Origin of the sequence: Cedecea lapagei, assembly GCF_900635955.1 — a bacterium.
Taxonomy (GTDB): Bacteria; Pseudomonadota; Gammaproteobacteria; order Enterobacterales; family Enterobacteriaceae; genus Cedecea; species Cedecea lapagei.
Genome location: NZ_LR134201.1, coordinates 726,497 through 751,987 on the forward strand (window position 1 = coordinate 726,497; position 25,491 = coordinate 751,987).

The window sequence follows — 25,491 nt, forward strand, 5'->3', positions numbered from 1 at the left end:
AGTATGCACGCCGAACCGGTTCGTATGGATGATCTTCCGCTCAATCGCTTTCATTTACGCATAGCCGGGCTAACCTTCGGTGCGCACCTGACGGACGGCTATGTGCTGGGGGTGATTGGCTTTGCGCTGGTGCTGATCGCGCCCCAAATGGGCCTTACGCCGCTTCAGGAAGGGCTGGTGGGCGGCTCGGCGCTCCTTGGGCTGTTTCTTGGCAGCCTGACGCTGGGCTGGATCTCCGATCATGTTGGCCGCCAGAAAATCTTTAACTTCAGCTTCGTGCTCATCACCCTGGCCTCCTTTTTACAGTTTTTCGTCAGCAACGTAGAGCAGCTGATCCTGCTGCGAGTATTAATAGGCATTGGGCTTGGCGGCGACTATTCCGTGGGCCATACCCTGCTGGCCGAATTTTCCCCACGTAAACATCGCGGCGTACTGCTCGGCGCGTTTAGCGTGGTCTGGACGCTGGGCTATGTGCTGGCAAGCCTTGTTGGTCATCAGCTGGTGGACAGCGGGCCGGATGCGTGGCGCTGGCTGCTGGCCTCCACCGCGTTGCCTGCGCTGGTCATTACTCTCCTGCGCTGGGGCACCCCAGAGTCGCCTCGTTGGCTGCTGCGCCGAGGAAGGGTTTCCGAAGCTCATCAGGTTGTGCGCCGCTGCTTCGGCGAGCATGTTGTGATCGGCGATGAAATTGCGGTGCCGACCTCCCGCCATCTCCGCACGCTTTTTTCCGGACAATACTGGCGACGCACCGCGTTTAATAGCCTGTTTTTTGTCTGCCTCGTTATTCCGTGGTTTGCGATTTATACCTGGCTGCCGTCCATTACCGGGCTGCTGGGCATGCAGGATGGCCTGACCGCCAGCCTGCTGCTGAATATGGTTCTGGTGATCGGTGCGATTGCGGGCCTTGTGCTGACCCACCGTTGTTCACGGCGCGGCTTCTTAATCGGCGGCTTTCTGGTGCTGTTTTTCAGCCTTACCGCGCTGGCGCTGGTGCCGGAGCAACACGGCACAATTATCCTGCTGCTGTTCTTTATTTTTACTCTGACTATTTCTGCTGTCAGCAATCTGGTGGGCGTGCTGCCGGCGGAGAGTTTTCCGACCGATATCCGCTCGTTTGGCGTTGGTTTTGCAACCTCGATGAGCCGTCTGGGATCGGCAATCAGCACCGGCCTGCTGCCCGTGGCGCTGGTCTACTTCGGCGTGCAAAGTACCATGCTGTTGCTTAGCGCCGTCCTGCTGCTGGGCCTGCTGGTTTCCGTCCTTTGGGCGCCAGAAACGCGAAATATGAGCCTTGTTGCGGCCTCCGGGAACAAAGAGCAGCCGCCGGGAGTGAACCATGAACATTCTGTTAGCCTTTAAGGCCGAGCCCGATCTCTCGATGCTGGCGGAAAAAGAGTGGCTGGCCGCAAAACACAAAGGGCCGGATATCTCGCTAACTCGCCCTTGCCTGGGCGAAGATGAGCAGGCTGCCGCGGAGATACTGCTGCGTCATGAAGAGGGTCTGAAGCTCACCGCGATCAGCATTGGCAGCGAACGTGCGGACAGCTTTCTGCGCCAGTTTAAGGCGCTGGGATTCGGGCGGGCGGTACGGCTGAGACGGGACGGCGAACTGACTTTTGCACCCGCGTCGGTTGCCGCTTTACTGGCTGCCTGGCAGCGGCAAAACCCACAGGCGCTGGTGGTGCTTGGGTCGCGCAGCGCCGAAGGTAACAGCGGCCAGACGGGCTTTTACCTCGCCGAACAGCTTGGCTGGCCCTGCTTCAGTCAGGTCTGTGATTTTACGGTAAACCCAGAGCTTGAGCTGGTTGAGCTACAACAGCGATGGGCGAGTGGAAAACGAAGCCTGACCGTGCGTCTGCCAGCGGTATTGATGGTTGAAAGCCGCGGCGAATACTGCCTGAGAACGCCAGGCCTGCGGCAAAAGCTGGCGGTAAAGGCTTCAGACGTGGAGGTTATGCCCGCGGCAACGCTGGGCGACGAGGCAAATGCGCCTTTCCCGGTCGCACTGGAGCACCCTCAGCGGCAGCGAAGCGGCCTGATCATTCAGGGAAGCGATGCGCGTGAAAAGGCCCGCATCCTCTACCATGACTGGCTACGTAAAAGGCTGCAGCCATGAAAATTGCCCTGATTCTGCCCGAAGCCGGGAAGGCGGCCGCGATGAATGAGATCGGGCATTTCCTGTCGCGCAGCGGGATTGAAAAAGTCCAGCCTGAAGGGTGGCTGCTGCCGGAGGCTGAATGCATGGAGCCGCAGCTGGATGCGCTTTACGCGCACTATGCGCGGGCACCAGCGGATATCTTGCTGTTTCCTTCAGGCTGGCAGGGCGCAGAGCTAGCGACCCGGCTGGCATACCGCCTGAAAGGAGAAGCCTGCACCGCTGCCGCTGGAGCCGATTTTGACCAACGTCTGGTGAGTAAAAACGCCTGGGGCGGTGCGCTGGTAGCCACTCTCCGGCTGCAAAATAATCCCTGGTGTCTGAGCGTAGCCGCAGCGCCTGGGGCAGAGAGCTGGCAGCCAGAGATCGACTTTTTTCCGATTCCTGTGGCGGAACAAAAGCCGGACTGGCTGGTGGAATGCACGGCTGTTGCCGATGAGAGGGCCTCCGGGCTGGCGGAAGCTAAATTTGTGCTGGCCGTAGGGCGCGGAGCAGGGAGCTCGCAGGCAATGGAGCAAATTGAAGCCTGCGCCATCGCGATGGGCATGCAAACCGGCGCGAGCCGCGAAGCAGTTATGCACGCCTGGTGCAGTATGGACAAGCTGTTGGGGATGTCCGGCATTCAGATTGCCGCAGATGTTTGTCTTGCGGCAGGCGTCTCCGGCGCACCAGCTTTTATCAGCGGCATTGCCCACAGCCGGTTTATTGTCGCCGTTAACAGCGACCCACAGGCGGCAATCTTCCGCCACGCCGACGTCGGGATTGTGGACGACCTGCTGCCGGTGCTGGCCGAGCTGCAAAACTGCGTCAGGGAAGATATTTAGCCAGCTGCCAGACGCCGGTATTGGTGGTGGCGATGGCCAACGCGCCTGCGCCAAGGGCATTGTTGGCATCCTCCGCGTCGCACACCAGGCCACCGGCTATCACCGGCAGGTCGATTTTTTCGGTTACCCACTTCAACACTTTCGGCATGCAGCCGGGCAGTATTTCGATGCAGTGCGGGTTTGACTGCGCCACCTGCTTATCGATGTTGTGGTAGGAGATGGAGTCGACGATAAACAGCCGGTGAATAGCGAAGAACCCCTGCGCCCTGGCCGCCTTCACCATCGATGCTTTGGTGCTGATCACGCCGTCAGCCTGGGTCACAAGCTTCAGGAAGTTAATCACAATCTCTTTATTCGACGTCCCTTCCAGTAAATCGACGTGTACCAGCGCGTATTTATTCGCTTTTTTTATCTGCTGCACAATGCCGGTGATGGTGCAGATATTGCCGTACAGCACGGAAATCACCTGGCAGTCGGACTCCAGCGCCAGCTGCAGGCTCTGGTTATCTTTTACCGCTGCAATCAGCGGGTGTTGCTTGAGTAGGGACATCAGGGTCACAGCCAGAACTCCATCTTTTACAGTTAACCAAAGCGTAATTGAATGCCGCAGCCGGCGGGCGGGTAGCGCCAGCGGCTGAGGGTTTGCTCGTCGCAAAGCAGGCGGCAGGTGCCGCACTCCAGGCAGCCGCTATTATCGATCTGCAGGCTGCCGTCTTCCCGCTGGCGGTATAACCCGGCCGGGCAGGCGCGGACCAGCAGGAGAAGGCTCTCTCTGTCGGGGCTGTCCACGGGAACAATGTGTGGCATCTCCGAGGGTTGCCAGGCATTTTTTGCCAGTTTTTCATTCAGGTTCACAAACTGCGCCCTCCACGAAAAATGTCCTTAATCAGCCGGGAAATACCAGCCCTGCTGGCGTGCTTCCAGAGCAGGCTGCTGAGCCGTGGCGGCGGTAAACTTCTGGGATCAAAGATATCACGCTGCAGTTCGGCCAGCAGGTGCGGATAGTCCTGAAACAGCCCTGGCGTTTGTAAAAAGTCGGGCATCCTGCGGTAGCGTTCCAGCACGGCCCATAGCGTCGAGCGCTCCAGCTGCCTGCGATAAGCCCGTGCGAGATCGGTACTCCCATCCTGCTCCAGCGAGGCAATCAGCGTTTGCGCCGCAGCGCGGGCTGAGAGAGCTGCTAAATCCATGCCGCGCACGGTGAAGCCGGTATTGATACAGAAACGGGCGCTATCGCCGACCAGCAGATAGCCAGGGCCGGCAAGGCGTTCAGGGAGTCCGTTCAGGCCACATTCCGGGATGAGATGCGCAGCGTACTCTACCAGCTCGGCGCGGCGTAAAAGCGGGCGAAGTGTCGGGTGCTGCTTAAAACTTTCCAGCAGGTCAGGCAGCGCTTCAGGGGAAGCGCGAAGGGAGGCCAGCGGGCAGACGATGCCGACAGAAAGCGAATCGTTATTGGTATAGAGGAAACCGCCAGCGGGCTGTGCGCCGCAGATGCCACCGGTGAACAACCAGGCGGCACCTTCGTTGCCCTCAAGCGCGAAACGGTTTTCCAGCTCCTCCCTCGGCAGGGCAAGCACTTCTTTTACGCCGACGGCAACGCTCTGCTCGGGAAGCTTGTTGAGCAGCTTATGCTGCTCGGCCAGCAGAGTATTAGCGCCCTCGGCGATAACCACTGCTCTGGCGCTTAATGTTTCACCTTCAATGACCACGCCCCGTACGATGCCGTTTTCAACGTGCAGGCTATCGACCTGGGTTGCCGTCAGGCACTGCGCTCCGGCTTGTTCAGCCTGCCGGAACAACCACGGATCGAGGCGCGCGCGCAGCACGCTGTATGACGAAGCCGAGGTGTGCTGAAAGTTTAGCGTTGTTGCGCTGTCCGTCGTTAAGGCGGAGATCTTTTCATGGGTAATAGCGCGCTCAAGCGGTGCGGCGTGAGAAAAGTCAGGGAAGAGTGCGTCGAATGCCGCAGTATAGAGTCTGCCGCCCGACAGGTTTTTACCTCCGGGCTGACTGGCCCGTTCAAGAAGCAGAACATTGAGCCCGGCGCGGGCGCACTCTGCCGCGCAGCAGCAGCCTGCGATCCCTGCACCAACAACGATAATATCGAAATCTGTAGCGGCCATTCCGTGCACCTTTTAATTGCGACGGAATAGCTTAACAAAGCGGGAAGAAAATTAGCTTGATGGGGAGCGCAGACAGGAAAAGTCCGGGTTGATTTCCGGACTTTTTATCTTATTCGCCGCGGTAGACGCAGCCAGCGGTGCAGGTCTCTTTAATCATCACCGCGCTCAGAAGCGGAACGACAGGCTTCATCTGATCCCAAATCCACTTCGCCAGCACTTCGCTGGTGGGGTTTTCCAGCCCAGGGATATCGTTCAGATAATAGTGATCGAGGCGATCGTAAGTTGGCTTAAACGCCGCTTTCAGCTCGGAGAAATCCATGATCCAGCCGGTATAGGGATCTACCTCGCCGGTGATCTCCAGGCGCACCATAAAGGAGTGGCCATGCAGGCGACCGCATTTGTGGCCTTCCGGCACGTGCGGCAGGCGGTGAGCGGCTTCAAAGGTAAAATCTTTAAACAGGGTGGTGGACATCATTCGACTCTCTGGAATTCAAAAAACCGCCGCATGATAGCGGAATGGACTATTTTTCGCATTAACTAAACGGGCCGCCGCCGGGCGACACGGCGTAAGCAGCGTTATGTTGGCTAAAATCTCATATTCATCAGTTAGTTAGTTAATCACTTTTAACACTATGATTTACCTGAAAAAACGATTAGTCGTTTTAGTTATTTATTATTTCCATCCCTTCTTTAATTGTTGATAACCTGCTGGTTAACCTTGACTCATTACAGTCTGTAAGCCCTTTTTTTGCCCTTTGCTACTGGAAGCTAAATACGTATGACTTCTCAGGTTCCACCGAGCGCTTTGCTGCCGCTAACGCCGGACCAGCTGGCACGCCTTCAGGCGGCGACCACTGATTTTTCGACCACTCAGCTGGCCTGGTTATCCGGCTATTTCTGGGGAATGATTAACCAGCAGCCCGGTTCGGTCACGGCGGCGCCAGCGCCTGCGGCTGAAGTCCCGGTTATCACGCTGATTTCCGCTTCCCAGACCGGCAACGCGCGCCGCGTGAGCGAGCAGCTGCGTGACGATCTGCTGGCGGCGAAGCTGAACGTTAATCTGGTGAATGCGGGCGACTATAAATTCAAGCAAATTGCCCAGGAGAAGCTGCTGATTGTCGTCAGCTCCACGCAAGGGGAGGGGGAACCGCCGGAAGAGGCCGTGGCCCTGCACAAATTCCTGTTTTCGAAAAAGGCACCAAAGCTGGACGGTACTGCATTTGCCGTCTTTGGCCTCGGCGACAGCTCGTATGAATTCTTCTGCCAGTCCGGCAAAGATTTTGACAGCAAGCTGGCGGAATTGGGCGGTGAACGCCTGCTGGAACGCGTCGATACCGACGTCGAATACCAGCCTGCGGCGCAAGAATGGCGCAGCAAAATTGTCGAGCTGCTGAAGTCTCGCGTCCCGACAGAAACCCCGGCGCAGGCAACCGCGAGCGCTACGGGCGTAAGCAACGAAATTTTCACCAGCCCTTACAGTAAAGAATCTCCGCTAACCGCCACGCTCGCGGTTAACCAGAAAATCACCGGCCGTGACTCCGATAAAGACGTGCGTCATATCGAAATCGATCTTGGCGATTCTGGCCTGCGCTATCAGCCTGGCGATGCGCTTGGCGTCTGGTACCAGAACGATCCGGCGCTGGTCAAAGAGCTGACCGATTTGCTGTGGCTGAAGGGCGATGAAAGCGTCACCGTTGACGGCAAAACGCTGCCGCTCAGCGAAGCCCTGCAGTGGCACTTCGAGCTGACGGTGAACACCGGCAATATCGTCGAAAACTACGCTCAGCTGACCCGCAATTCGGCACTGCTGGAGCTGGTAGGCGATAAAGCAAAATTGCAGCACTATGCGCAGACGACGCCGATTGTGGATATGGCTCGCTACGCACCGGCAGAGCTGACGGCTGAACAGCTGGTTGGCCTGCTGCGCCCGTTAACGCCGCGCCTTTACTCGATTGCCTCTTCGCAGGCGGAAGCCGAAACCGAAGTCCATATTACCGTGGGCGCTGTGCGCTATGAGATCGAGGGCCGTGCCCGCAGCGGGGGCGCGTCAGGCTTCCTGGCCGACCGCCTTGAAGAGGACGGCGAAGTGCGCGTGTTCATTGAGCACAACGATAACTTCCGCTTACCGGCTAACCCGGAAACTCCGGTTATCATGATTGGCCCAGGCACCGGCATTGCGCCGTTCCGCGCCTTTATTCAGCAGCGTGATAACGAGGGTGCGAGCGGCAAGAACTGGCTGTTCTTTGGTAACCCGCACTTTACCGAAGATTTCCTTTATCAGGTGGAATGGCAGCGCTATGTCAAAGACGGCCTGCTGACGAACATCGATTTAGCCTGGTCCCGCGACCAGCAGCATAAAATATACGTACAAGACAAACTGCGCGAAAAAGGCGCGGAGCTGTGGCGCTGGATTCAGGAAGGTGCCCACATTTACGTCTGCGGCGACGCCAACCGTATGGCGAAGGACGTTGAGCAGGCGTTACTGGAAGTGGTTGCCGAACACGGTGGCATGGACACCGAAACGGCGGATGAATTTTTAAGTGAGCTGCGCGTTGAGCGCCGTTATCAGCGAGATGTCTACTAATGAGCGAAAAACACCCTGGCCCTCTGGTGGTCGAAGGCAAACTGGTCGACGCCGAACGGCTAAAGCGCGATAGCGATTTCCTGCGCGGCACTATCAAAGAAGATCTGCAGGATGGCCTGACCGGCGGCTTTAACGGCGACAACTTCCTGCTGATCCGTTTTCACGGTATGTATCAGCAGGATGACCGCGATATCCGCGCCGAGCGTGCTGAGCAAAAGCTGGAGCCGCGCCACGCGATGATGCTCCGCTGCCGCCTGCCGGGCGGGATCATCACCACCCGGCAGTGGCAGGCCATTGATAAGTTTGCCGAAGATAAAACGATCTACGGCAGCATCCGCCTGACCAACCGCCAGACGTTCCAGTTCCACGGTATTCTGAAGAAGAACGTGAAGCCTGCGCATGAAATGCTGCATGAGGTTGGCCTGGACGCGCTGGCAACCGCCAACGACGTAAACCGCAACGTGCTGTGTACCTCTAACCCGGTGGAGTCTGAGCTGCATCAGGAAGCCTATGAATGGGCGAAAAAGCTTTCTGAGCACCTGCTGCCGCGCACCCGCGCCTACGCCGAGATTTGGTGGGATAAAGAGAAAGTCGCCACCACGGATGAAGAGCCGATTCTGGGGCCAACCTATCTGCCGCGTAAATTTAAAACTACGGTAGTGATCCCACCGCAGAACGATGTTGATCTGCACGCCAACGACATGAACTTCATTGCGATTGCGGAAAACGGCAAGCTGGTTGGCTTTAACCTGCTGGTTGGCGGTGGCCTGTCCATCGAGCATGGCAATAAAAATACCTATGCCCGCACGGCAAGCGAATTCGGCTACATTCCGCTGGAGCATACTCTGGCGGTAGCGGAAGCGGTGGTGACTACCCAGCGCGACTGGGGGAACCGTACCGACCGTAAAAATGCCAAAACCAAATATACCCTTGAGCGCGTCGGCGTTGAGGTGTTTAAGGCGGAAGTCGAGCGTCGCGCGGGTATCAAGTTTGAACCCACTCGCGCTTATGAATTTACCGGCCGCGGCGATCGTATTGGCTGGGTTAAAGGTATCGACGACAAATGGCACCTGACGCTGTTTATCGAAAACGGGCGCATCCTGGATTATCCGGGGCGACCGCTGAAAACCGGCCTGCTTGAGATCGCTAAGATCCATAAAGGCGATTTCCGCCTGACGGCAAACCAGAACCTGATCGTTGCCGGCGTGCCGGAAAGCGAGAAGGCTAAAATCGAGAAGCTGGCTACTGAGCACGGACTGATGAATGCGGTAACGCCGCAGCGTGAGAACTCAATGGCCTGCGTGGCGTTCCCGACCTGTCCGCTGGCGATGGCGGAAGCCGAGCGCTTCCTGCCTGAGTTTGTCACCAAAGTTGAGCAGGTGATGGATAAACACAAGGTGCCGGATGAGCACATTGTGATGCGTGTCACCGGCTGCCCGAACGGCTGTGGCCGCGCAATGTTGGCTGAAATTGGCCTCGTGGGTAAAGCGCCAGGGCGCTATAACCTGCATATTGGCGGCAACCGCATCGGGACGCGTATTCCGCGCATGTACCGCGAAAATATCACCGAGCCGGAGATCCTCAGCTCGATTGATGAGCTGGTGGGGCGCTGGGCGAAAGAGCGCGAGGCCGACGAAGGCTTTGGCGATTTCACCGTGCGTGCCGGGATTATTCGCCCGGTGCTCGATCCGGCCAGGGATTTGTGGGACTAGTTTTTATCCCCTCACCCTAACCCTCTCCCCAAAGGGGAGAGGGGATTATTCGCTTTCCCCCCTCTCCCTTCCAGGGAGAGGGCCGGGGTGAAGATCATTTATCACTAAGCGAGGCACGTATGTCCGGACTCGATTTAAAAGCGCTGAACGAACTGCCCAAGGTCGAGCGCGTGATGGCGCTCGCCGAAGTTAACGCTCAGCTGGAAAAACTTAGCGCCCAGCAGCGAGTGACCTGGGCGCTGGACAATTTGCCAGGGGAATTTGTCCTCTCGTCCAGCTTCGGCATTCAGGCCGCCGTCTGCCTGCATCTGGTGACGCAGCAGCGTCCTGATATCCCGGTGATCCTGACTGATACCGGCTATCTGTTCCCGGAAACCTACCGGTTTATCGACGAGCTGACCGACAAACTGAAGCTGAACCTGCAGGTGTTCCGTGCGACCGAAAGCCCGGCGTGGCAGGAAGCGCGCTATGGCAAACTGTGGGAGCAGGGCGTCGAGGGAATTGAGCGTTACAACGAGATCAATAAAGTTGAGCCGATGAACCGCGCGCTGAAAACGCTTGAGGCGCAAACCTGGTTTGCTGGCCTGCGCCGTGAACAGTCGGGCAGCCGTGCGCATCTGCCGGTTCTGGCGGTGCAGCGTGAAGTCTTTAAAATTCTGCCGATCATCGACTGGGATAACCGCACGGTGTATCAGTACCTGACTGAACACGGGCTTAAGTATCACCCGCTGTGGGATCAGGGCTATCTTTCCGTAGGCGATACCCACACCACTCGTAAGTGGGAGCCAGGAATGGCAGAAGAAGAGACGCGCTTCTTTGGCCTGAAGCGCGAGTGTGGCCTGCACGAATAAACCTTCCCTCGCCTGAAGGGCGAGGGGAAAATCACTTCCCGGCTTTCGCCAACTCTGTCACCAGCGGCAGCAGAATGCGCACCGCATCATGGCTGCGTCGCTTAATTCTGCCCGGCAGCGCTTTATCCAGATACTCCAGATTGTCGAGCGTCGCGTTGTGCCAACTGGTGCCGTTGGGGAATGCCTTATTTTTACCGCGTTGCTGGTAACCGTCTTTCGCGCCCAGCGCCCAGTTGGTTGCTTCAACGTAGAGTACGGGGATCCCGGCTTTATCGAAGGGGTCGCCATCGCTGCAGCAGCCAGTGCCTTTCGGGAATTTCGCGTTCAGCCCGGGGTTGCTGGCCGCCTGGATCCCGGCGCGATGGGCAAGGGCCAGCGCCCTGTCGCGGGTGAGTTTGCGCACTGCCGCAGGCGTTGACGTCCCGCTATTAAAATAGAGCTTATCGCCCACAATCAGGCTATCCAGGTTGATCACCAGCAGCGTGTTGGCCTGCTCCTCTTTGCTCATGCGCTGCAGAATGTTCTTCGCCCCCAGCGAGCCGATCTCCTCTCCGCTGGTGGCGATAAAGCGGATGCCGTAGCGGGTGGGAATATCTTTCAGTCGTTCAGCCAGCTCGAGCATTACGCCGAGGCCGGAGGCGTTATCGTCTACGCCCTGCAGGGTCAGGCCGCCGAGGTTGTTGTCCACGTCTTTATCGTTAAGCGGCGTATAGGTATCCAGATGCGCCATGATAATAATCTGCTGCGGTTCCTTACCTTCACGCGCTGCAATCACGCTGCTGGTGGTGACGTTATGCCAGTTCTGGTGGCCTGCCTTCGTGGTGTAAAGGTAGCGGGTATTAAACTGGCGAATATCGCTCTGGTAACCCCAGCTTTTAAACTGCTGCTGAAGATAGTCTGCGGCCAGCATTTCGGCCGGGCTGCCGGTCATTCGTCCCGGGAAATAGGTGGCGATATGGCGAGTTTGCTGGTCGGCAATATCGCCTTGCTGCGGGACCCTGGCCACGGAGGGAAAACTAAAGCACGCGCCCAGCGCCAGGCAAATCACCGAGCGGCGCAATGCGGAAAACATAGTACGTCCTTATTCATCTTTATTTGTCGGAAATTTTGAGCGCCATTAGTATGAAACTGTGAGCCAGGTTAAACAATTTCATTTGCTCTTAAACCCCGGAAAAAACGGTCGGTTAAGCACATTTTGTTGTTAGCTTTGCGATAGCGTTATTCTTTTCGGGAACTAGTCATTCCAATTCGTAATTTCATAACAAATAAGCCCACGACTTATAGTCCCCTTAGATTAAATCTCAAGCGGCTGCGATGAACGGCCGCGGCGCATCTGCTTAAGGGAAGGTTATGGACCAGAAAAGACTCACTCACTTGCGGCAACTGGAGGCTGAAAGCATCCATATTATCCGCGAGGTCGCTGCCGAATTTTCTAATCCGGTGATGATGTATTCCATTGGTAAAGACTCTTCGGTCATGCTGCATCTGGCCCGTAAAGCGTTCTACCCAGGCACGCTGCCGTTCCCGCTATTGCACGTCGATACCGGCTGGAAATTCCGTGAAATGTACGAGTTCCGCGACCGTACGGCGAAGGCCTATGGTTGCGATCTTATCGTACACCGCAACCCTGAGGGCGTGGCGATGGGCATCAACCCGTTTGTTCACGGCAGCGCCAAGCATACCGACATCATGAAAACCGAAGGCCTTAAGCAGGCGCTGAATAAATACGGTTTTGACGCGGCCTTTGGCGGCGCGCGTCGTGATGAAGAGAAGTCGCGAGCGAAAGAGCGTATCTATTCCTTCCGCGATCGCTTCCACCGCTGGGACCCGAAAAACCAGCGCCCTGAGCTGTGGCATAACTACAACGGCCAGATCAATAAGGGCGAAAGCATTCGCGTATTCCCGCTCTCCAACTGGACCGAGCTGGATATCTGGCAGTATATCTATCTGGAAAATATCGACATTGTTCCGTTATACCTTGCGGCACCGCGCCCGGTACTGGAGCGCGACGGTATGCTGATGATGATTGACGACGATCGCATCGATCTGCAGCCGGGCGAGGTGATTGAACAACGTATGGTGCGCTTCCGTACCCTGGGCTGCTGGCCGTTGACCGGCGCGGTGGAGTCCACCGCGCAGACGCTGCCGGAGATCATCGAAGAGATGCTGGTCTCCACCACCAGTGAACGCCAGGGACGCATGATTGACCGCGACCAGGCCGGCTCTATGGAGCTGAAAAAACGCCAGGGTTATTTCTAAGGAGCCGCCAGATGAACACCACTATTGCACAACAAATCGCTGACGAAGGCGGCGTAGAAGCCTATCTGCACGCCCAGCAGCACAAAAGCCTGCTGCGGTTTTTGACCTGCGGCAGCGTCGATGACGGCAAAAGCACCCTGATTGGGCGCCTGCTGCACGACACGCGCCAGATTTATGAAGACCAGCTCTCGTCGCTGCACACCGACAGCAAACGTCACGGTACGCAGGGTGAAAAACTCGACTTAGCTTTGCTGGTTGATGGCCTGCAGGCAGAGCGTGAGCAGGGCATCACGATTGACGTGGCCTACCGCTATTTCTCCACCGAGAAGCGCAAGTTTATCATCGCCGACACGCCGGGGCACGAGCAGTACACCCGTAATATGGCGACAGGCGCATCCACCTGCGACCTCGCGATCCTGCTGATCGATGCCCGCAAAGGCGTATTAGATCAAACCCGTCGTCACAGCTTTATCTCCACGCTGCTTGGGATCAAACACCTGGTGGTGGCGATCAACAAAATGGATCTGGTGGCATTTAGCGAGCAGACCTATGAGCAGATTAAACAGGATTACCTGACCTTCGCCCAGCAGCTGCCGGCGGACCTGGATATTCGCTTTGTTCCGCTTTCCGCGCTCGAAGGGGATAACGTAGCAAGCACCAGCGCCCAAATGCCGTGGTACAGCGGCCCGACGCTGCTGGAGGTGCTGGAAACGGTTGAGATTGTCCGCGGCGTAGAGCAGCAGCCAATGCGCTTCCCGGTGCAGTACGTTAACCGCCCAAATCTGGACTTCCGCGGCTACGCGGGGACGCTTGCTTCAGGCACCGTCAGCGTGGGCCAGCGCGTCAAAGTGTTGCCGTCAGGCGTGGAGTCGAGCATAGCCCGAATCGTGACTTTTGATGGAGATTTGCAACAAGCCGGCGCGGGTGAAGCGATAACCCTGGTGCTGAAAGATGAAATCGACATCAGCCGGGGCGATCTGCTGGTGGCGGCGACGGAATCGCTGGCTGCCGTTCAGAGCGCTAAAGTTGACGTGGTGTGGATGGCGGAGCAGCCGCTGGTCCCGGGCCAGAGCTTTGATATCAAAATCGCCGGGAAGAAAACCCGCGCCCGCGTCGACAATATTCAGTACCAGGTTGAGATCAACTCCCTGACCCAGCGTGTCGTAGAGAGTCTGCCGCTGAACGGCATCGGGCTGGTGGATTTGACCTTCGACGAGCCGCTGGTGCTCGATAAATATCAGGCGAATCCGGTGACCGGCGGACTGATCTTCATCGACCGCCTGAGTAACGTCACCGTGGGTGCTGGCATGGTGCGTGAGCCGCAGGAAGAGGTGTATCAGGAGCCTTCGGCCTACAGCGCGTTTGAGCTTGAGCTGAACGCCCTGGTCCGCCGTCACTTCCCACACTGGGGCGCTCGCGATCTGCTGGGAGGCAAGTAATGGCCGACCATGATGAAAACGTGGTCTGGCATGCTCACCCGGTGACGCGTGAGCAGCGTGAAGCCTTGCACAAGCACCGCGGGGCGGTGCTGTGGTTCACCGGCTTGTCCGGCTCCGGGAAATCAACCGTTGCCGGCGCGCTTGAACAGGAGCTGCATAAACTTGGCGTAAGCACGTACCTGTTGGATGGGGATAACGTGCGTCACGGGCTGTGCAGCGATCTTGGCTTTAGCGATGCCGATCGCAAAGAGAATATCCGTCGTGTCGGGGAAGTGGCAGGCCTGATGGTTGACGCGGGTCTGGTGGTGCTCAGCGCATTTATCTCGCCGCACCGGGCCGAAAGGCAAATGGTGCGCGAGCGAGCCGGGGAAGGGCGGTTCTACGAAGTGTTTGTGGATACGCCGCTTGCGATCTGTGAAACTCGCGATCCTAAAGGCCTCTACAAGAAGGCCCGGGCAGGAGAGCTAAAGAATTTTACCGGCATTGACTCGACGTACGAGGCGCCGACAAAGGCGGAAATTCACTTAGACGGCGAACAATTAGTAACAAATTTAGTGGCCCAAATATTAGACCTGCTGCGTCGCGACGATATCATCAATTGCTGAAGACGCCCGGAAGCACAACGCTTCCGGCCATCAAGGCTATGAAATCAGTTATGCGCAACAGCACGAATATCGTTATTTCTCAGGCTGAACCCAGCCCGACCGTCGAGGAGACAACCTGGTCATTACCCGGGGCGTTTATCGGCTTTTTGTCGTGGCTGCTGGCGCTAGGCATTCCCTTCATGATGTACGGCCCCAATACCCTCTTTTTCTTCCTCTACACCTGGCCATTCTTCCTGGCGCTGATGCCGGTCGCCGTGGTGGTGGGGATAGCCGTACACTCGCTTTTGCGCGGCAAGCTGCTGTTTAGCTGTCTTGCTACGCTACTCTCCGTTGCGCTAATGTTCGGCGTGCTCTTTATGTGGCTTATGGGCTAGCCGTGCCGAACTGCGTCAAACCGTAACAGACTATTTATGGGCAACGTTAAGCTAAACTTGCTGCAATCGCGCATGAATCCGCGTTATGTGGTAAATTCTGGCGCGCTTTGGCGGGTGGAATTGCTTGCCGCAGTGGAGTCGACGAAAAAGTTGTGGGATGATTGTGCCGTTTTTCAGGGGGCAGGATGGGTAAACTAACGCTGCTGTTGCTGGCCTTGCTGGTCTGGCTTCAGTATTCGCTGTGGTTCGGAAAAAACGGCGTACATGATTACACGCGCGTCAACGAAGATGTTGCTGCGCAGCAGGCAACTAATGCCAAACTAAAATCTCGCAACGATCAGCTTTTTGCCGAAATTGACGACCTCAACGGTGGCCAGGAAGCGATTGAAGAGCGCGCGCGCAATGAACTCAGCATGACCAAACCGGGCGAGACATTCTACCGCCTGGTGCCGGATGCCTCTAAACGCGCAGCCAGCGGTAATACCCCTAATGCCGGGCAAAATAATCGATAACTTAGCTTAAGTGAAAGACATGGCAGACTCCTCCCCGGACGTAATTGCCGTGGTACCGGCCGCCGGTATCGGCAGCCGTATGCAAACGGAATGTCCCAAGCAGTACCTACACATCGGCGATAAAACGATTCTCGAACACGCGGTGGCCAGCCTGATGGCTCATCCGCGCGTCGGCCAGGTGATCGTCGCGCTCAGTCCCAAAGACACTTACTTTTCCTCTCTGCCGCTTGCAGCCCATCCTCGCGTCACCGTGGTGACCGGCGGGAAGCAGCGAGCGGATTCCGTTCTTGCTGGCCTGCAGGCCGCAGGGAATGCGCAATGGGTACTGGTTCATGATGCCGCGCGTCCCTGCCTGCATCAGGACGACCTGAAGAATCTGCTGGCAATTACCGCCACCAGCAGGGTCGGCGGTATTCTGGCGGCGCCGGTTCGCGACACCATGAAGCGGGGCGAGCCGGGCAAAGGGCTGATTGCCCATACGGTCGATCGCGAAGATCTCTGGCATGCCCTCACGCCACAGCTTTTTCCCCTCGAACTTTTGCGCAGCTGTCTGCTGCGCGCGCTGGATGAAGGCGCAACCATCACCGATGAAGCCTCAGCCCTGGAATATTGCGGCTTTCATCCAGAACTGATTAGCGCCCGCGCTGATAATATCAAGGTGACTCGCCCTGAAGATCTGGCGCTGGCGGCTTTCTATCTTACGCGGTTAACCCAAACGGAGAATCTATAATGCGTATCGGACATGGTTTTGATGTTCATGCTTTTGCAGGCGTTGGCCCGATTATTATTGGCGGCGTTCGTGTCCCGTTTGAGAAAGGACTGCTGGCTCATTCCGACGGCGATGTTGCCCTGCATGCACTGACCGATGCGCTGCTGGGCGCCGCTGCGCTGGGGGATATCGGCAAGCTGTTCCCGGACACCGATCCGGCCTTTAAAGGCGCGGACAGCCGCGAACTGCTGCGTGAGGCATGGCGCCGCATTCAGGCGAAAGGCTTTACGCTCGGAAACGTGGACGTCACGATTATCGCTCAGGCACCGAAAATGGCGCCGCACATCCCGCAGATGCGCGTGTTTATCGCCGAAGATCTCGGCTGCCATATGGATGACGTTAACGTCAAAGCGACCACCACCGAGAAGCTTGGTTTTACCGGGCGCGGCGAAGGCATCGCCTGCGAAGCCGTCGCGCTGCTGCATAAGGCCAGCAAGTAATGGATATGCAAAACCTGACGTGGCTGCACGGTAGGCCGCAGGGCAGCGGCGTTATCAAGGCCAGCCCGGAAGACTTCGTGGTGATTGAGGACCTGGGCTTTGGGCCGGACGGCGACGGCGAACATCTGCTTTTGCGGATCCTGAAAAGCGGCTGCAATACCCGTTTTGTGGCCGATGCGCTGGCGAAATTCCTCAAGGTGCATGCTCGCGAAGTGAGCTTCGCCGGGCAGAAAGATAAACATGCCGTGACCGAACAGTGGTTCTGCGTTCGCCTGCCGGGTAAAGAGATGCCCGACATGAGCGCCTTTACGCTCGAAGGTTGCCAGGTGCTGGAGTTTGCTCGCCACCGCCGTAAGCTCCGCTTAGGTGCTCTGAAGGGGAACCGCTTTACCCTCGTCCTGCGTGAAGTAAGCGACCGTAACGAAGTGGAGCAGCGCCTGCAGGCCATTGCAGAGCAGGGCGTGCCTAACTATTTCGGCAGCCAGCGTTTTGGCATCGGCGGTAATAACCTGCATCAGGCGAAACGCTGGGCGGAAAGCAATGCACCCCTGCGTGACAGAAATAAACGCAGTTTTTGGTTGTCGGCGGCCCGCAGCGCGTTGTTTAATCAGATTGTTAGCCAGCGTCTGAAAAAAACAGACTTTAATCAAGTTGTTGATGGCGATGCGCTACAATTGGCAGGACGTGGCAGTTGGTTTGTGGCGACCCCAGAAGAACTCCCCACCCTGCAACAGCGAGTGGATGACGGCGAACTGCTGATCACGGCTTCGCTGCCGGGCGACGGCGAGTGGGGAACGCAAAATGCCGCGCTAGCTTTTGAGCAGCAGTGCGTGGCAGACGAAGAGGTTCTGCTGGGCTTGCTGAAGCGCGAACGTGTCGAAGCGGCGCGTCGTGCGATGCTGGTTCAGCCTGAAGCGCTGAGCTGGAACTGGTGGGATGACGTTACCGTCGAGCTGAACTTCTGGCTGCCGGCGGGCAGCTTTGCCACCAGCGTTGTCAGGGAACTCATGAACACAGCGGGTGATTATGCGAATATTGCTGAGTAATGATGACGGGATCCATGCGCCGGGCATTCAGGTGCTGGCGAAAGCGTTGCGTGAATTTGCCGAGGTGCAGGTGGTGGCGCCGGACAGAAACCGCAGCGGCGCATCCAACTCGCTGACGCTGGAGTCATCGTTAAGAACCTTTACCCTTGCCAACGGCGATATCTCCGTGCAGATGGGCACGCCGACGGACTGCGTCTATTTGGGCGTCAATGCTCTGATGCATCCCCGCCCGGACATCGTGGTTTCAGGCATCAATGCCGGGCCAAATCTCGGTGATGATGTTATCTATTCCGGTACCGTTGCGGCCGCGACGGAAGGGCGTCATCTGGGGCTTCCGGCGCTTGCCGTTTCGCTTGATGGCCATCAGCACTATGAAACTGCGGCAGCCGTCACCTGCTCCATTCTTCGGGCGCTGGCCCGGGAGCCGCTGCGTACCGGCCGCATTCTTAACATCAACGTTCCTGACCTGCCGCTCGATCAAATCAAAGGCATTCGCGTGACCCGCTGCGGCAGCCGTCACCCTGCGGACCAGGTGATCCGGCAGGAGGATCCGCGCGGCAATACGGTGTACTGGATTGGCCCGCCGGGGGAGAAGCTGGATGTCGCGCCGGGTACCGACTTTGCTGCCGTCGACGAGGGCTATGTTTCGGTGACGCCGCTGCACGTGGATTTAACCGCGCACAGCGCCCATGAAGTCGTTGGCCACTGGCTGGAAAAAGCCGGAGTTGAGGCGCAATGGTAAGCAGACGCGTACAAACCCTTCTCGATCAGCTTCGTGCCCAGGGCATCAAGGATGAACAGGTGCTTGAGGCTATCGCGCAGGTACCGCGCGAGAAGTTTGTCGACGAAGCGTTTGAACACAAAGCCTGGGAAAATACCGCGTTACCTATTGGCTCTGGTCAGACTATCTCCCAGCCGTATATGGTGGCGAGGATGACCGAGCTGCTGGAGCTGACGCCCCGGTCGAAAGTGCTGGAGATTGGCACCGGCAGCGGCTATCAGACAGCGATTCTGGCGCATCTGGTGGGGCACGTTTGCTCCGTTGAGCGGATCAAAGGGCTGCAGTGGCACGCCAGGCGCCGCCTGAAGCAGCTCGACCTGCACAATATTTCGACCCGTCACGGCGATGGCTGGCAGGGCTGGCAGGCGAAGGCCCCGTTTGACGCTATCATTGTGACGGCGGCACCGCCGGAAATTCCAACTGCGCTGCTGTCGCAGCTGAACGAAGGCGGCATTCTTGTTTTACCCGTGGGCGACGACCAGCAGTTTTTAAAACGCGTCCGTCGCCACGGAGACGAATTCTCAATCGACACGGTAGAAGCTGTACGCTTTGTGCCCTTAGTGCGCGGCGAATTAGCATAACCCGGAAATATCCGGTTTTCTTGTTGCTGATTCAGCGTAACGTAGCCGAATTCAGCAAAAACTGGCGTGGTTTACGCCAATTTTCTACAGTGTTTTCATGAATATCTGGTTGTTATCATTTGGGGGATAAATGAGCGCGGGAAGCCCAACTTTCACTTTACGCCGGGCGGCAATGCTGACGCTAACCAGCCTTTGGCTGGCAGGCTGTACAAGCAATAATAACACCCAGGCACCTATTAGTTCGGTTGGCGGCAACGGCAATGCTTCTGGCTCCTCATCCGGCAGCCTGCTGGTAACTAAGCCACCGACAATGTCTGCCCCGGTTCAACAGCCGCAGATCCAACCGGTTCAACCCGTCCAGCAGCCGCAGATTCAGCCTGCTCGTCAGCCTCAGGCTCAGGCCGTTGTTTCCGAGCCGGTGCGCACGGAAAATGGTCGCATTGTCTACAATCGGCAGTATGGGAACATTCCTAAAGGCAGCTATGCGGGCGGCAGTACCTACACCGTTAAACGCGGCGATACCCTGTTCTACATTGCGTGGATTACCGGGAACGACTTCCGTGACCTGGCGCAGCGCAATAACGTAGCGGCTCCTTACGGCCTTGAGGTTGGGCAAACTCTGCAGGTCGGGAACGCCTCCGGGACGCCAATTACCGGTGAGAATGCGGTGACCGCAGCGGATGCTCGCGCGCAGGGCGTGGCGACGCCAACTGCACAAAACTCCACCACGGTGGTTGCTTCTAAACCGACAATTACGTATTCTGAGGATTCAGGTGAACAGAGTGCTACTAAAATGTTACCAGGCAATAAGCCAGCTGCGACTGTCGTCACAGCACCGGTAACGGCACCTGTGGTTAGCTCTACCGAACCTACCGTCAGCAGTACGTCTAACAGCTCGCCAATCTCTACCTGGCGCTGGCCGACCGACGGTAAGATCATCGAAAACTTTGCGGCAACCGAAGGGGGCAACAAAGGTATCGATATCGCCGGCAGTAAAGGACAGGCAATTATCGCGACCGCCGCAGGGCGTGTGGTATATGCCGGTAACGCACTGCGCGGTTACGGTAATCTAATCATCATCAAACATAACGATGATTATCTGAGTGCCTACGCCCATAACGATACAATGCTGGTCCGGGAACAAGAAGAAGTTAAGGCGGGGCAAAAAATAGCTACCATGGGTAGCACCGGAACCAGTTCTACACGATTGCATTTTGAAATTCGTTACAAGGGGAAATCCGTAAACCCGCTGCGTTATTTGCCGCAGCGATAAACCGGCAAGACATTCATTGAATGTATTGCCCAGGGATCACGGGTAGGAGCCACCTTATGAGTCAGAATACGCTGAAAGTTAATGAGTTAAACGAAGACGCGGAATATGATGAGAACGGAGTTGAGGCTTTTGACGAAAAAGCCCTTGTAGAAGAGGAACCCAGTGATAACGACCTTGCAGAAGAGGAGTTGCTGTCACAGGGAGCAACACAGCGTGTACTCGATGCGACTCAGCTTTATCTTGGAGAGATCGGATACTCTCCATTATTAACGGCCGAAGAAGAAGTCTATTTTGCTCGCCGCGCGCTGCGCGGTGATGTAGCCTCCCGCCGACGCATGATCGAAAGTAACCTGCGTCTGGTGGTGAAGATTGCCCGTCGTTACAGCAATCGTGGTCTGGCGCTGCTGGATCTGATTGAAGAGGGCAACCTGGGGCTTATTCGTGCGGTGGAGAAGTTCGATCCGGAACGTGGATTCCGTTTCTCAACCTACGCCACATGGTGGATCCGCCAGACCATCGAACGGGCAATCATGAACCAAACCCGTACGATTCGCCTGCCGATTCACATTGTGAAAGAGCTGAACGTTTACCTGCGTACCGCTCGCGAACTCTCCCACAAGCTCGACCATGAGCCAAGTGCGGAAGAGATTGCCGAGCAGCTGGATAAACCGGTTGATGACGTTAGCCGTATGCTGCGTCTCAACGAGCGCATTACCTCGGTAGATACCCCATTGGGCGGTGACTCTGAGAAAGCGCTGCTGGATATCCTCGCGGACGAGAAAGACAACGGTCCGGAAGACACCACGCAAGACGATGATATGAAACAGAGCATCGTGAAGTGGCTGTTCGAACTGAACGCTAAGCAGCGTGAAGTGCTGGCTCGTCGATTCGGTCTGCTGGGGTATGAAGCTGCGACGCTGGAAGATGTGGGGCGTGAAATCGGCCTGACTCGTGAACGCGTTCGTCAGATTCAGGTTGAAGGTCTTCGTCGTCTGCGTGAGATCCTGCAGACTCAGGGGCTGAACCTCGAAGCGTTGTTCCGCGAATAATCGACCCTTCAAATAAAAAAGCGGTGATGCAAATCACCGCTTTTTTTTATGCGCGCCGTTTTTACACGGCTACACCAGACTCTTAAGTCGGTATATCCACTCCAGCGCCTGACGCGGAGAGAGTGAATCCGGGTCCAGATTCTCCAGCGCCTCAACGGCAGGAGAGGTCTCTTCCGCAGCGACCAGCAGCGACATCTGCGTACCGTCTACCTGACTTGCTGCCGCGTTGCCGGAGATGTTCTCCAGCTCGCGAAGCTTCTGGCGCGCGCGCTTGATGACATCTTTTGGCACGCCAGCAAGCGCCGCGACGGCCAGGCCATAGCTTTTACTGGCGGCGCCGTCCTGCACTGTGTGCATAAAGGCGATGGTATCGCCATGCTCAACGGCATCCAGATGCACGTTAGCGACGCCTTCCATTTTCTCCGGCAGCGTGGTCAGCTCGAAGTAGTGGGTGGCGAACAGCGTCATCGACTTGATGCGGTTTGCCAGGCTTTCGGCGCAGGCCCAGGCCAGCGACAGCCCGTCATAGGTCGATGTACCGCGCCCAATCTCGTCCATCAGCACCAGGCTATGTTCCGTGGCGTTATGCAGAATGTTGGCAGTTTCGGTCATCTCCACCATGAAGGTCGAGCGGCCTGAAGCCAGGTCATCCGCCGCGCCGACGCGGGTAAAAATGCGGTCAATTGGGCCAATTTCTGCGTGCTCTGCCGGCACAAAGCTGCCGATCCAGGCCAGCAGCGCAATTAACGCGGTCTGGCGCATATAGGTACTTTTACCACCCATGTTCGGGCCGGTAATGATCAGCATTCTGCGCTGCGGCGAAAGGCTCAGCGGGTTGGCGATAAACGGCTCACTGAGCACCTGCTCCACCACCGGATGGCGACCACCGACCAGCTTAATGCCGGGTTTATCTGTCAGCGTTGGGCAGGTGTAGTTCAGGGTATAAGCACGTTCGGCCAGGTTCACCAGCACGTCGAGCTCCGCCAGCGCGGTGGCGCTTTTTTGCAGCGCTTCCAGGTGCGGCAGCAGCAAATCAAACAGCTGGTCATAAAGCTGTTTCTCCAGCGCCAGCGCTTTGCCTTTGGAGGTCAGGACTTTATCTTCGTACTCCTTCAGCTCAGGAATAATGTAGCGCTCGGCGTTTTTCAGCGTCTGGCGGCGAACGTAGTTGATTGGCACCAGATGGCTTTGGCCGCGGCTAACCTGAATGTAGTAGCCGTGCACGGCGTTAAAACCGACTTTAAGCGTGTCCAGTCCCAGCCGTTCACGCTCGCGGATTTCCAGTCGATCCAGATAATCCGTCGCGCCGTCGGCGAGGGCTCGCCATTCGTCCAGCTCTTCGTTGTAGCCCGGAGCGATAACGCCCCCGTCGCGAACCAGCACCGGCGGTGATTCAATAACGGCGCGCTCCAGAAGCTCGCGCAGCTCGACAAACTCTCCCATCTGTTCACGCAGGGTCTGCACATAGTCGGTGCTTACGTCTGACAGCATTTCCCGCAGCGCGGGGAGCTGCTGGAAGGCGTAGCGCATGCGGGCCAGATCGCGTGGGCGTGCGGTACGAAGGGCCAGACGGGCGAGAATACGCTCGAGATCGCCAACCTGGCGTAGCGTAGGCTGAATTTCTGCGGTGCGTTCCTGCAGGGCGGCAATCGTCTGCTGGCGGCTGGTAAGCACGTCGACGTTGCGTACCGGCATATGCAGCCAGCGTTTGAGCATACGGCTGCCCATCGGCGTGACTGTGCAGTCGAGCACCGAGGCCAGCGTGTTTTCCACGCCGCCGGACAGGTTCTGGGTGATCTCCAGATTGCGGCGTGTTGCCGCATCCATAATGATGCTGTCCTGCTGCCGATCCATGGTGAGGGAACGGATATGCGGCAGAGAAGTGCGCTGGGTATCTTTGACATATTGCAGCAGACAGCCTGCGGCGCAAAGTGCGTGATGGGCGTTTTCGACGCCAAACCCGGTCAGGTCGCGCGTGCCAAACTGCAAATTCAGCTGCTGGCGCGCGGTTTCAATCTCAAATTCCCAGAGCGGGCGACGACGCAGGCCGCGGCGACCTTCAATCAGGCTCATTTCCGCAAAGTCTTCCGCATACAGCAGCTCTGCAGGGTTGGTGCGCTGAAGCTCCGCCGCCATGGTTTCACGGTCTTCCGGCTCGGTCAGACGAAAGCGGCCGGAGCTGATGTCGAGCGTTGCATAGCCAAAGCCTTTGCTGTCCTGCCAGATGGCCGCCAGCAGGTTATCCTGGCGCTCCTGCAGCAGCGCTTCATCGCTGATGGTGCCCGGCGTGACGATGCGAACCACTTTACGCTCCACCGGCCCTTTGGTGGTGGCCGGGTCGCCAATTTGTTCACAGATAGCCACGGACTCGCCGAGATTCACCAGCTTCGCCAGATAGTTTTCTACCGCGTGATGAGGCACACCCGCCATCGGAATAGGTTCACCCGCAGAAGCCCCGCGTTTGGTCAGAGAGATATCCAGCAGCTGAGAGGCGCGTTTTGCGTCGTCATAAAACAGTTCGTAAAAGTCACCCATGCGGTAAAACAGCAGGATGTCACGGTGCTCGGATTTAAGACGCAGGTACTGCTGCATCATGGGGGTGTGGGCGTCGAAATTCTCTAGTGTACTCATCAGTTTATGATGTCCATGTTCTTAAATTTTAATGAGTTAGTGATATTTGTTGTTGTCATTGAGTTTCACGTTGTCTCATTGGGTCTCATGAAATCCTGCATTTATGTTCATGACTGCATAAGGTGCATGATAACGGAGTCTTTATGGCAGGAAAACAAGAGGGAAAGCCACTTTCGTTTAAAGCGGTAGAAATGATGAAGCCTGGCGACCAAGACAAGGCTGACGTTGGCGAAAATCGTGGCTTAGGTGTCTCCTGTGGTACAACTGGGGTTAAGTCTTTTTTCTACCGTTACACAAGTCCTCTGACTGGCAAGCTTGCTCAGGTTAAAATTGGTAACTTCCCGCAGACTTCTCTCTCCGCTGCACGTCTTAAACTTCACGAATTAAAGCTTCTCCGACAGGAAGGTCGTTGTCCTGCGACTGAACTCAAACAAGATAAGCTCCAGCGTGCGATTGAGGCTGAACAAGCTAAGATCCCTGAATTGACCGTACAGGGATTAGTTGAACTGTATCTTACCGAACGTATTGAGGATCGTAAAACGAAGGACGGGAAGGTTATTCCCGGCGCCAGAAAGCCGAAAGGGCAGGCTGAGGTTCGTCGTACTCTCTATGGTGACGCCGTTAAAAGCTTAGGAGCCCGAAATGCTGCTGAGATTACGCGCCAGGATGTTATTAATTTAATCAATGGCATTGTAGCTCGAGGTGCAACCGTACAGGCTGGTAATGTACTGAGGGAGCTTTCACTTGCATATGAATTTGCAATTGGCCTTGGGCGCTTTGATGACAGTTTTGCGAATCCAGCGCTGTTAGCAAAATCCAGCTTACGACAGACCAGAATCAAGCTCACAAATGGACGAGGAACACGAGTACTGAGCGAGGATGAACTTGCAAAATTTCTTAAATGGCTTCCGGGTTCGGCTTATACGCCAACGATCAAAAACGTGTTACGTCTGACCCTCTGGACCGGGTGTTGTACCGGTGAAGTCTGCAATATGGCATGGAAGGATGTTGATCTTGAAAAAGGCACCATTCATCTTAGAGAAACCAAGACTGGGGTAGAGCGTTACGTTCAGTTATCGGATCAGGCGATCGACTTTCTCAAAGTTCTACGCCTTACCTCTGACAAATATCTATTCCCTTCTCAGGCTACTAAGAAGCCAATCCAGCAGAAGTATCTAACTGAAAACTCATGGCGTTTACGTGAAAGAGGTCATATGCTTGATATACCTCATTGGACGCCGCACGATTTGCGTCGTACTTTACGAACAGGACTCTCCCGCTTACAGTGTCCTAATGAGGTTGCAGAGGCGGTATTGGGGCATACGCGGGGCGGCATTGAAGGGATCTATAACCTGTATAAGTATGATGCTGAGTGCAAGCAGTGGTTACAGGCTTGGGCGGATTATTTGGAGGCTATTTCCATGGGCAATAATGATGCTAAGTTAGTTTTCTTTTAAGGAATGCATACTAGAAATTCGAG

25 protein-coding genes are annotated in these 25,491 nt (G+C 56.6%); 19 read left to right on the forward strand and 6 right to left on the reverse strand.

Features of this window, described 5'->3' with window-relative positions; genetic code table 11:
* Positions 1-3 precede the first annotated feature (3 nt).
* From EL098_RS03635 to EL098_RS03645, 3 genes are read left to right on the forward strand one after another with little or no spacing between them, the layout of a single operon-like run.
* Complete coding sequence (locus EL098_RS03635) at positions 4-1,359, forward strand: MFS transporter (RefSeq protein ID WP_164716770.1); 1,356 nt, start codon at positions 4-6, stop codon at positions 1,357-1,359.
* Positions 1,337-2,116 (forward strand): adenine nucleotide alpha hydrolase family protein, encoded by a 780-nt coding sequence (locus tag EL098_RS03640; protein ID WP_126354861.1) that lies wholly within the window; start codon positions 1,337-1,339, stop codon positions 2,114-2,116. Before EL098_RS03635 ends, EL098_RS03640 begins: the two co-directional genes overlap by 23 nt.
* Complete coding sequence (locus EL098_RS03645; RefSeq protein ID WP_126354863.1) at positions 2,113-2,979, forward strand: electron transfer flavoprotein subunit alpha/FixB family protein; 867 nt, start codon at positions 2,113-2,115, stop codon at positions 2,977-2,979. The genes EL098_RS03640 and EL098_RS03645 overlap by 4 nt, the downstream gene beginning before the upstream one ends.
* Here EL098_RS03645 and EL098_RS03650 read toward each other — a convergent pair.
* From EL098_RS03650 to queD, 4 genes are all read right to left on the reverse strand, one after another.
* A complete protein-coding gene (locus EL098_RS03650) occupies positions 2,963-3,538 on the reverse strand; it encodes a glycerol-3-phosphate responsive antiterminator (protein WP_126354865.1) in 576 nt (191 codons plus the stop codon). The two genes, EL098_RS03645 and EL098_RS03650, sit on opposite strands and share 17 nt — an antisense overlap.
* A gap of 23 nt (positions 3,539-3,561) precedes the next feature.
* Positions 3,562-3,786, reverse strand: a complete 225-nt coding sequence (locus EL098_RS03655) for a 4Fe-4S dicluster domain-containing protein (RefSeq protein WP_164716916.1) — start codon at positions 3,784-3,786, stop codon at positions 3,562-3,564.
* A gap of 44 nt (positions 3,787-3,830) precedes the next feature.
* The gene (locus EL098_RS03660) at positions 3,831-5,105 is read right to left on the reverse strand and encodes an FAD-dependent oxidoreductase (protein WP_126354869.1); all 1,275 of its coding nucleotides are present in this window, start codon (positions 5,103-5,105) and stop codon (positions 3,831-3,833) included.
* 109 nt (positions 5,106-5,214) lie between these two features.
* Positions 5,215-5,580 carry a 6-carboxytetrahydropterin synthase QueD gene (gene queD, locus EL098_RS03665; protein WP_162473299.1) on the reverse strand — a complete coding sequence of 122 codons (366 nt, stop codon included), beginning with the start codon at positions 5,578-5,580 and terminating at the stop codon, positions 5,215-5,217.
* A 303-nt stretch (positions 5,581-5,883) separates the two neighbouring features.
* Here queD and cysJ point away from each other — a divergent pair, with 303 nt between their 5' ends.
* From cysJ to cysH, 3 genes are all read left to right on the forward strand, one after another.
* Positions 5,884-7,689: an NADPH-dependent assimilatory sulfite reductase flavoprotein subunit gene (gene cysJ / locus EL098_RS03670; RefSeq protein WP_126354871.1), complete on the forward strand. Its 1,806-nt coding sequence runs from the start codon at positions 5,884-5,886 to the stop codon at positions 7,687-7,689.
* Positions 7,689-9,401: an assimilatory sulfite reductase (NADPH) hemoprotein subunit gene (gene cysI, locus EL098_RS03675; protein ID WP_126354873.1), complete on the forward strand. Its 1,713-nt coding sequence runs from the start codon at positions 7,689-7,691 to the stop codon at positions 9,399-9,401. Before cysJ ends, cysI begins: the two co-directional genes overlap by 1 nt.
* A 119-nt stretch (positions 9,402-9,520) precedes the next feature.
* A complete protein-coding gene (gene cysH, locus EL098_RS03680; protein ID WP_126354875.1) occupies positions 9,521-10,252 on the forward strand; it encodes a phosphoadenosine phosphosulfate reductase in 732 nt (243 codons plus the stop codon).
* Between the two features lie 31 nt (positions 10,253-10,283).
* On the opposite strand, the gene EL098_RS03685 is transcribed toward cysH, so the two are convergent.
* On the reverse strand, positions 10,284-11,324 hold the full coding sequence (locus tag EL098_RS03685; protein WP_126354877.1) for an aminopeptidase: 1,041 nt from the start codon (positions 11,322-11,324) through the stop codon (positions 10,284-10,286).
* A gap of 278 nt (positions 11,325-11,602) precedes the next feature.
* On the opposite strand from EL098_RS03685, the gene cysD reads away from it, so the two are divergent.
* From cysD to rpoS, 12 genes are all read left to right on the forward strand, one after another.
* Positions 11,603-12,511 carry a sulfate adenylyltransferase subunit CysD gene (cysD, locus tag EL098_RS03690; RefSeq protein ID WP_008458345.1) on the forward strand — a complete coding sequence of 303 codons (909 nt, stop codon included), beginning with the start codon at positions 11,603-11,605 and terminating at the stop codon, positions 12,509-12,511.
* An 11-nt stretch (positions 12,512-12,522) separates the two neighbouring features.
* Positions 12,523-13,950: a sulfate adenylyltransferase subunit CysN gene (cysN, locus tag EL098_RS03695; RefSeq protein ID WP_126354880.1), complete on the forward strand. Its 1,428-nt coding sequence runs from the start codon at positions 12,523-12,525 to the stop codon at positions 13,948-13,950.
* Positions 13,950-14,555 carry an adenylyl-sulfate kinase gene (gene cysC, locus EL098_RS03700; RefSeq protein WP_126354882.1) on the forward strand — a complete coding sequence of 202 codons (606 nt, stop codon included), beginning with the start codon at positions 13,950-13,952 and terminating at the stop codon, positions 14,553-14,555. Before cysN ends, cysC begins: the two co-directional genes overlap by 1 nt.
* 50 nt (positions 14,556-14,605) lie before the next feature.
* Positions 14,606-14,929 carry a DUF3561 family protein gene (locus EL098_RS03705; protein ID WP_126354884.1) on the forward strand — a complete coding sequence of 108 codons (324 nt, stop codon included), beginning with the start codon at positions 14,606-14,608 and terminating at the stop codon, positions 14,927-14,929.
* Positions 14,930-15,114: 185 nt separating this feature from the next.
* Positions 15,115-15,441: a cell division protein FtsB gene (gene ftsB / locus EL098_RS03710; protein ID WP_126354886.1), complete on the forward strand. Its 327-nt coding sequence runs from the start codon at positions 15,115-15,117 to the stop codon at positions 15,439-15,441.
* 19 nt (positions 15,442-15,460) lie between these two features.
* The gene (ispD, locus tag EL098_RS03715; RefSeq protein WP_126354888.1) at positions 15,461-16,171 is read left to right on the forward strand and encodes a 2-C-methyl-D-erythritol 4-phosphate cytidylyltransferase; all 711 of its coding nucleotides are present in this window, start codon (positions 15,461-15,463) and stop codon (positions 16,169-16,171) included.
* Entirely contained in the window at positions 16,171-16,650 is a 480-nt protein-coding gene (gene ispF, locus EL098_RS03720; RefSeq protein ID WP_126354890.1) for a 2-C-methyl-D-erythritol 2,4-cyclodiphosphate synthase, read from the forward strand. Before ispD ends, ispF begins: the two co-directional genes overlap by 1 nt.
* Complete coding sequence (truD, locus tag EL098_RS03725; protein ID WP_126354892.1) at positions 16,650-17,696, forward strand: tRNA pseudouridine(13) synthase TruD; 1,047 nt, start codon at positions 16,650-16,652, stop codon at positions 17,694-17,696. The genes ispF and truD overlap by 1 nt, the downstream gene beginning before the upstream one ends.
* Positions 17,677-18,438 carry a 5'/3'-nucleotidase SurE gene (gene surE, locus EL098_RS03730; RefSeq protein WP_126354894.1) on the forward strand — a complete coding sequence of 254 codons (762 nt, stop codon included), beginning with the start codon at positions 17,677-17,679 and terminating at the stop codon, positions 18,436-18,438. The genes truD and surE overlap by 20 nt, the downstream gene beginning before the upstream one ends.
* The gene (locus EL098_RS03735; protein ID WP_126354896.1) at positions 18,432-19,058 is read left to right on the forward strand and encodes a protein-L-isoaspartate(D-aspartate) O-methyltransferase; all 627 of its coding nucleotides are present in this window, start codon (positions 18,432-18,434) and stop codon (positions 19,056-19,058) included. Before surE ends, EL098_RS03735 begins: the two co-directional genes overlap by 7 nt.
* A 130-nt stretch (positions 19,059-19,188) precedes the next feature.
* The gene (gene nlpD / locus EL098_RS03740; RefSeq protein ID WP_126354898.1) at positions 19,189-20,331 is read left to right on the forward strand and encodes a murein hydrolase activator NlpD; all 1,143 of its coding nucleotides are present in this window, start codon (positions 19,189-19,191) and stop codon (positions 20,329-20,331) included.
* 56 nt (positions 20,332-20,387) lie between these two features.
* Positions 20,388-21,380: an RNA polymerase sigma factor RpoS gene (rpoS, locus tag EL098_RS03745; protein ID WP_038479472.1), complete on the forward strand. Its 993-nt coding sequence runs from the start codon at positions 20,388-20,390 to the stop codon at positions 21,378-21,380.
* A gap of 69 nt (positions 21,381-21,449) precedes the next feature.
* Here rpoS and mutS read toward each other — a convergent pair whose 3' ends face one another.
* Complete coding sequence (gene mutS / locus EL098_RS03750; protein ID WP_126354900.1) at positions 21,450-24,011, reverse strand: DNA mismatch repair protein MutS; 2,562 nt, start codon at positions 24,009-24,011, stop codon at positions 21,450-21,452.
* A 143-nt stretch (positions 24,012-24,154) separates the two neighbouring features.
* On the opposite strand from mutS, the gene EL098_RS03755 reads away from it, so the two are divergent.
* Positions 24,155-25,468 carry a tyrosine-type recombinase/integrase gene (locus EL098_RS03755; protein ID WP_126354902.1) on the forward strand — a complete coding sequence of 438 codons (1,314 nt, stop codon included), beginning with the start codon at positions 24,155-24,157 and terminating at the stop codon, positions 25,466-25,468.
* Positions 25,469-25,491 lie beyond the last annotated feature (23 nt).